The following is a 6,722-nucleotide window of genomic DNA, read 5'->3' on the forward strand; positions in this document are numbered from 1 at the left end:
GGTTCCAGTTGCGTGCGGTTTGCCGGGCCGTCGATCGCGCGTAGTGCGGAGAGCAATGCATGAAGCAAGCGGCCTGCCTGCGCCACCGAATCGACCTGTGAATGCACCCTCTACGCGATGAAGAGATCACGATGTCAACCAAGCTGAAACGTGGCGTCCTTGTGCGCCTGACCCATGAGCACGGCCGGATGTTCATTCGGCTTGATGATCTTCAGGAAGGACAATCCCAGCCTGCGGCATGGCATCAACGCGAAATCGTGACGCAGAAGGAAGTCGATCCAGCGCAGTTTGACCGGTTGGCATTTGATGCTCAGGAACTGGCCGACCTTGGTTACTACATCCTCTCGAGGCTCTCTGCCTTCAAGACCCTGGGTGAGGCGCCGTGACGAGGCGCCGTCGCGGGCGGCTCGGCAATGCCGGGCCGCGCGTGACGGCGATGAACGCTGATCGGAATATCGGCGTCCCGCCGCTGAAGGGGCGGGCTCGCCTCAGCCGCCCGCCGCCATCGCCTGCTCGCAGTACGCGCGCAGCGCCGGCGTCATCTTCATCGTCTTGCCACCTTCCAGTGCCTCGGTATAGGCCACGTCCAGATCCACCTTGGACATGTCCGGGTCCTGCTCGAGCAGGTGGGCCTCCAGCGTGTCCAGTGCGTCGCGCACCACCTGGTCCCAGTCGTCGCCAAACTCACCGCGGCAGGCCACGGCCTTGGACACCGATTCCTGCAGCATCGCGGTGGCGTCGCGCGTCTGTGCCGACGCCACGGGCGAGAGGACCAGGGCGAGCAGGCCACCGGCAAGCATCATCTTGAAGCGCTGAAGGGTCATATCCGTTCCTTGGGGTTGAAGAAGCTGGCAGCATCATGCCTGTCCGGCTGCCGTGGCGCCAGACGAAAGCCACAGGTCGCGCGCACGAAAAAGGCCGCCTGGTTTCCCAGGCGGCCTCCATGCAGAACGCGTCGCTGGCGCCAACGCTTACTTTTTGCCATCCCCACCGGTCAGGCCACGCTTCTCCAGCAGCGGTTCGATCTGCGGCTCATGCCCGGCGAAGTTGCGGAACAGTTCCATCGCATCCACGCTGCCGCCCTTGGACAGCAGGGTCTGGCGGAAATGGTCGCCGTTCTTGCGGCTCAGGCCGCCGTTCTCGCGGAACCACTTCTGGGTGTTCGCATCGAGCACTTCAGACCAGATGTAGGCATAGTAGCCGGCCGAGTAGCCGCCCATGATGTGGCTGAAGTACGGGGTCTTGTAACGCGGCGGGACCGGCGCGTAGTAGATGCCGTCCTTCTCCAGCGCGGCGCGCTCGAAGGCCATCACGTCCTTGGCGGCCGGCACCTGGTCCGGGCCGATCTGGTGCCAGCGCTGGTCCAGCATGGCCGCGCCCAGGTACTCGGTGGTGGCAAAGCCCTGGTTGAACTTGGACGCGGCGATCACCTTGTCCAGCAGCGCCTGCGGCATCGCGGTGCCGTTCTGGTAGTGCTTGGCGTAGTTCTTCAGGATGGCCGGGTTGTCCGACCACATTTCGTTGACCTGCGAGGGGAACTCGACGAAGTCACGCGGCACGGCGGTGCCGGAGAAGTAGGGGTACTTCACGTTGGAGAACATGCCATGCAGGGCGTGGCCGAACTCGTGGAAGGTGGTGGTCACTTCATCCCAGGTCAGCAGCGAAGGCTGGCCGGCCGGCGGCTTGGGGATGTTGAGGTGGTTGGCCACCACCGGCTTGAAGCCGGTCAGCGCGGACTGGGAGACATACGAGTTCATCCAGGCGCCACCGCGCTTGGAGGCGCGCGCGTAGGGGTCGAAGATGAAGATCGCCAGCTGGCTGCCGTCGGCGTCGAACACGTCATAGACGGTGACGTCCTCGTGGTAGACCGGCAGGTCGGTGCGCTGCTTGAAGGTGAGGCCGTATTCCTGGTTGGCGGCGTAGAACACGCCGTTTTCCAGCACGTTCTTCAGCTCGAAGTACGGCTTGAGCTGGGATTCGTCGAAGTTGTACTTGGCCTGGCGCACCTTCTCGCTGTAGAAGGCCCAGTCCCATGCTTCAAGCTGGAAGGTCGGCTTGCCGGCCGCCTTCTGTTCCTTGTCGATCATGGCCTGCAGGTCGGCCGCTTCGCGCTTGGCGTTGGCGACGGCAGCCGGGGCGAGCTGGCCGAGCATGGCATTGACCGCTTCGGGGGTCTTGGCGGTCTGGTTGGTCAGGTTGTAGGCGGCGAAGTTGGCAAAGCCCATCAGCTTGGCCTTGTCGGCGCGCAACTGCATGATGCGCGAGACCAGCGCGGTGTTGTCGTACTGGCCGCCGCGGCTGCCGCGGGTGATGGAGGCTTCGTAGATCTTCTGGCGCAGCTCGCGGTTGCGCAGGTTGGTCAGCGGCGGCTGGCCGGTGGTGTTGAGCAGGGCGATGACGTACTTGCCGTCCAGCTTGCGGGCCTTGGCGGCTTCGGCGGCAGCGGCGATCTGCTCGTCGGACAGGCCGTCCAGCTGCTTGACGTCGTCCACGACCACGGCCGAGGCGTTGACCTCGTTCTGCACGTTCTGGCTGAAGGTGGTGCCCAGGTTGGCCAGCTCGGCGTTCATCGCCTTGAGCTTGGTCTTGTCGGCTTCATTGAGCTTGGCACCGGAGCGCACGTAGCTGTCGTAGTACTTCTCGACCAGGCGCACGCCTTCGGCGTCCAGGCCCAGGTCGTTGCGGGTGTCGTACAGGGCCTGGATGCGGGCGAACAGCTTGCCGTTGAGGGCGATGGCATCGCTGTGGGCGGCAAAACGGGCCGAGTAGTCGGCCTGCAGCTTCTTGCGCGCATCGTTGGTGTCCGCGCCGACCAGGCTGAAGAACACGGTGGTGGCGCGGTCCAGGGTGTCACCGCTCTTTTCCAGGGCGATGAGGGTGTTGTCGAAGGTCGGCTTGGCCTTGTTGTTGGCGATCGCCGCCACTTCCTTCAACTGCTGGGCCATGCCGGCATCGAAGGCGGGCGCGAAATCGCTGTCCTTGATCTTGTCGAACTGCGGGTAGTGCAGCGGCAGCGGGCTGTCGGCGAAGAACGGGTTGGCCTGCTGGGCGGTCGCGGCGGCGGGGGCGGCAACGGCGGAATAGGCGGGCAGGGCAAGGCCGAGGGTCACGGCGACGGCGAGGGCAAGACGGGTGGTCAAGGGGAATTCTCCGGTCAGACAAGTGCCCGAGGTTAACCCGGGGTGATGGGCGGGGGCTTGTGTCGAAAGGCATGCTCACCAGGCCGGCGCTAAGATGGCGGCCTACCGTCGGAGCTTCCCTGATGAGCAACGCGTTCGATTTCTCCTTTGTCGACCTGGCCGGCGAGCCGCAGGCCCTGGAGCAGTACCACGGGCAGGTGCTGCTGCTGGTCAACGTGGCCAGCAAATGCGGCTTCACCCCGCAGTACGAAGGCTTGGAGGCGCTGTGGCGCGAGTTCGGGCCGCGCGGGCTGGTGGTGATCGGCTTCCCCTGTGATCAGTTCGGGCACCAGGAGCCGGGCAATGCCGAGGAGATCCAGGCGTTCTGCTCGCTGACCTACGCGGTGGACTTCCCGCTGTCGGAGAAGATCGAGGTCAACGGCGAGGGTGCCCATCCGCTGTGGCAGTGGCTGAAGGGCGAGAAGTCCGGGCTGCTGGGCACGCGCGGGATCAAATGGAACTTCAGCAAGTTCCTGGTCGGGCGCGATGGCGAGGTGTTGCAGCGGTATGCGCCGACCGACAAGCCGGAATCGTTGCGTGGGGATATCGAGGCCGCGTTGGCGCGGTGACGTGGGGGCGAGGCGACGGGGCGGGGTGCCCTTGCATCGCCTTGCCGTCCAGCCACGCATGGCGTGGCTCTACCCCCCCTGGGCGGCGGGACTACTTTTCGACGAAGGCGCGCTCGAAGACGTAGTGGCCCGGGGTGCCGATGCGCGGGGAGGTCTGGAAGCCGCGGCTGTCCAGCACGGCGCGCAGGTCGGCCAGCATCTGCGGGCTGCCGCAGATCATGGCGCGGTCGTTTTCCGGGTCCAGCGGCGGCAGGCCGAGGGTCTTCTGCATTTCACCGCTTTCCATCAGCGAAGTCAGCCGGCCCTGGTTGGGGAAGGCTTCGCGGGTGACGGCCGGGTAGTACAGCAGCTTGTCGCCGATCATCTCGCCGAGGAACTCGTGTTCGCGCAGTTCCTTCTCGAACAGGTCGCGGTAGGCCAGGTCCTTCTCGAAGCGCACGCCGTGGGTGAGGATCACCTTGTCGAAGCGCTCGTAAGTCTCCGGGTCCTTGATCACCGACAACCACGGCGCCAGGCCGGTGCCGGTGCCCAGCAGGTACAGGTGCTTGCCGGGGTGCAGGTCGCTGATCAGCAGGGTGCCGGTGGGCTTCTTGCCGACCAGGACCTTGTCGCCGGGCTGGATGTGCTGCAGGCGGGAGGTCAGCGGGCCGTCCTGGACCTTGATGCTGAAGAACTCCAGGTTCTCTTCCCAGTTGGCACTGGCAATGGAATACGCGCGCAGCAGCGGGCGCGTCTCGGTCTCCAGGCCGATCATCACGAACTGGCCGTTCTCGAAGCGGAAGCCGCTGTCGCGGGTCGTGGTGAAGCTGAAGTAGGCGTCGGTCCAGTGACGGACCTCAAGCACCGTTTCGGCGCCGAAAGCGGAAGACATGGGGGTGGGGTCTGATCTGTTTTGTCCCGTCCAGTTTATCTCAAATGAGATAAATTCTCATTGACTGGCCGGGAAGCCTTGTGGAATGGGGGTTTCAGCGATAGCCGGCGGCCTGCAGCTCGAACAATTCGGCGTATCGGCCGCCTTGGGCCATGAGGGCGGCATGGGTGCCGCTGGCCTCGATCCGGCCATCGGCCAGCACCAGGATGCGGTCGGCCATGCGCACCGAGGAGAAGCGGTGGGAGATCAACACGGCGGTGCGGTTGTCGGACAGTTCCTTGAAGCGCTGGAACACCTCGAACTCACTGCGTGCATCCAGTGCCGCGGTCGGTTCGTCCAGGATCATCACCTGCGCATCGCGCATGTAGGCACGGGCGATGGCGATCTTCTGCCACTGCCCGCCGGAGAGATCCACGCCCTGCTTGAAGCGCCGGCCGATCAGCTGCTCGTAGCCGTGGGGCAGGGCGTTGATGACCTCCTCGGCCATGCCGCGGCGCGCCGCATCGCGGATGCGCGCATCGTCGGTCATCGCCTCGACCAGGCCGACGCCGATGTTCTCCCCGGCGCTGAGGTTGTAGCGCACGAAATCCTGGAAGATCACCCCCATGTTGGCGCGCAGGTCGTCCAGGTCGTAGTCGCGCAGGTCGCGGCCGTCGAGCAGGATGCGGCCTTCGTCGGGGTCGTAAAGGCGGGCCAGCAGCTTGACCAGCGTGGTCTTGCCCGCCCCGTTTTCGCCCACCAGCGCCAGCACTTCGCCAGCCCGCAGTTCGAAGTCCAGGTGCCGCACCGCCCAGCGCTCGGCATCGGGGTAGCGGAAGCCGACGTTCTCGAACACGAAGCCCTGCCGGATCGGCTGGGGAATGGCCACCGCGTCGGTGCGCGAGTGGATTTCCGGCTGGATCTGGAAGAACGAGAACAGGTCATCCAGGTACAGCGCCTGCCCGGCCACCTGCGAGAAGCCGATCAGCAGGCCCTCCAGCAACTGGCGCAGGCGCAGGAAACTGCCGGCCAGGAAGGTGAGGTCGCCGATGGAAAAATCGCCGCGCACCGTGCGCCAGGCGATGTAGGCATAGGCGGTGTAATAGCCCAGCGTGCCGAGTGCGGCCAGCAGCGTGCCCCAGAACGCGCGCTTGCGCGCCAGCGTGCGGTTGGCGTGGAAGAACTTGTCGGCCAGCCCCTTGTAGCGCTCGATCAGGAAACGATGGAGGTTGAAGATCTTCACCTCCTTGGCGGTTTCCACGCTGGCCCCGATCTGGCGCAGGTAATCGAGCTGGCGGCGCTCGGGCGTCCACTGGAAATTGAGCGAGTAACCGGCGGCGTTGAAGTGCGATTCGCCGATGAACGCCGGCACCAGCGCCACCGCCAGCAGCAGGATCAGCCACGGCGCATACACCAGCAGGCCCACCGCCAGGCTGGCCACGGTGATGCTGTCCTGCACCTGGCCGAACAGCTGGCTCATCAGGTTCATCCGGCCCATGGTCTGGCGCCGGGCGCGGTCCAGCTTGTCCTGCAGGTCGGGGTCTTCGAAATCTTCCAGGTCCAGCTCGGCGGCGTGCTCCATCAGCCGCACGCTGGTGACGTTGGTGAACAGTTCGGAGAGCAGGGTGTCGGCGTAGTTGACCATCCGGCCCAGCAGGTCCGAGGCGATCGCCAGCCCGAATTCCAGCGCGAGCAGGGCCAGCAGCGGGTTGAGCAGGCCGCTGGAAAGCGCCTCGCCGAACGGCGGGAAGCCGGCCTCATGCTGGCTCAGGTGCAACGCGGCATCGATGATGAGCTTGCCCACGTACAGCATGGCCACCGGCAGCAGGGCGCGGATCAGGCGCAGCCCGAGGCTGGCACTGGCCAGTGCCGGACTGGTCTGCCACACCTGGCGCAGGAACGGCGGCAGGTTGCGCATGGCCTGGAAGCGTTCGCGCAGGCTGGGATTCTTCTGGCCGGTAGCGCCGGCGGCGGGGGAGGCGGGCATGGCCGCCATTGTGCGCGCGCGCAGCGTGGCGGAGGGATGAATGCGTTGTATTGCACCTCACCAGCGCGCGGCCACCGACTGCAGAAGACCGGTAGTGCCGGCCGCTGGCCGGCTCCCCGCGGTGCGAGAATGCCACC

6 protein-coding genes are annotated in these 6,722 nt (G+C 65.6%); 2 read left to right on the forward strand and 4 right to left on the reverse strand.

Annotated features, from left to right (window positions below):
* The first annotated feature begins 131 nt into the window (after nt 1–131).
* The gene (locus RSA25_RS18545) at nt 132–386 is read left to right on the forward strand and encodes a hypothetical protein (RefSeq protein WP_332810303.1); all 255 of its coding nucleotides are present in this window, start codon (nt 132–134) and stop codon (nt 384–386) included.
* A 102-nt stretch (nt 387–488) separates the two neighbouring features.
* Here the strand turns inward: RSA25_RS18545 and RSA25_RS18550 are convergent, their stop codons facing one another.
* Together RSA25_RS18550 and RSA25_RS18555 are read right to left on the reverse strand one after the other, a co-directional pair.
* The gene (locus RSA25_RS18550) at nt 489–824 is read right to left on the reverse strand and encodes a hypothetical protein (RefSeq protein WP_332810304.1); all 336 of its coding nucleotides are present in this window, start codon (nt 822–824) and stop codon (nt 489–491) included.
* 147 nt (nt 825–971) lie between these two features.
* On the reverse strand, nt 972–3,140 hold the full coding sequence (locus tag RSA25_RS18555; RefSeq protein ID WP_332810305.1) for a M3 family metallopeptidase: 2,169 nt from the start codon (nt 3,138–3,140) through the stop codon (nt 972–974).
* A gap of 122 nt (nt 3,141–3,262) precedes the next feature.
* Between RSA25_RS18555 and RSA25_RS18560 the strand changes: the two genes are divergently transcribed.
* Complete coding sequence (locus tag RSA25_RS18560) at nt 3,263–3,748, forward strand: glutathione peroxidase (protein ID WP_332810306.1); 486 nt, start codon at nt 3,263–3,265, stop codon at nt 3,746–3,748.
* A gap of 91 nt (nt 3,749–3,839) precedes the next feature.
* On the opposite strand, the gene RSA25_RS18565 is transcribed toward RSA25_RS18560, so the two are convergent.
* A complete protein-coding gene (locus RSA25_RS18565) occupies nt 3,840–4,619 on the reverse strand; it encodes a ferredoxin--NADP reductase (protein ID WP_332810307.1) in 780 nt (259 codons plus the stop codon).
* A gap of 94 nt (nt 4,620–4,713) precedes the next feature.
* Entirely contained in the window at nt 4,714–6,585 is a 1,872-nt protein-coding gene (locus tag RSA25_RS18570) for an ABC transporter ATP-binding protein (protein WP_332810308.1), read from the reverse strand.
* Between the last annotated feature and the right edge of the window lie 137 nt (nt 6,586–6,722).

It is taken from the genome of Stenotrophomonas sp., assembly GCF_036662295.1.
Taxonomy (GTDB): domain Bacteria; phylum Pseudomonadota; class Gammaproteobacteria; order Xanthomonadales; family Xanthomonadaceae; genus Stenotrophomonas.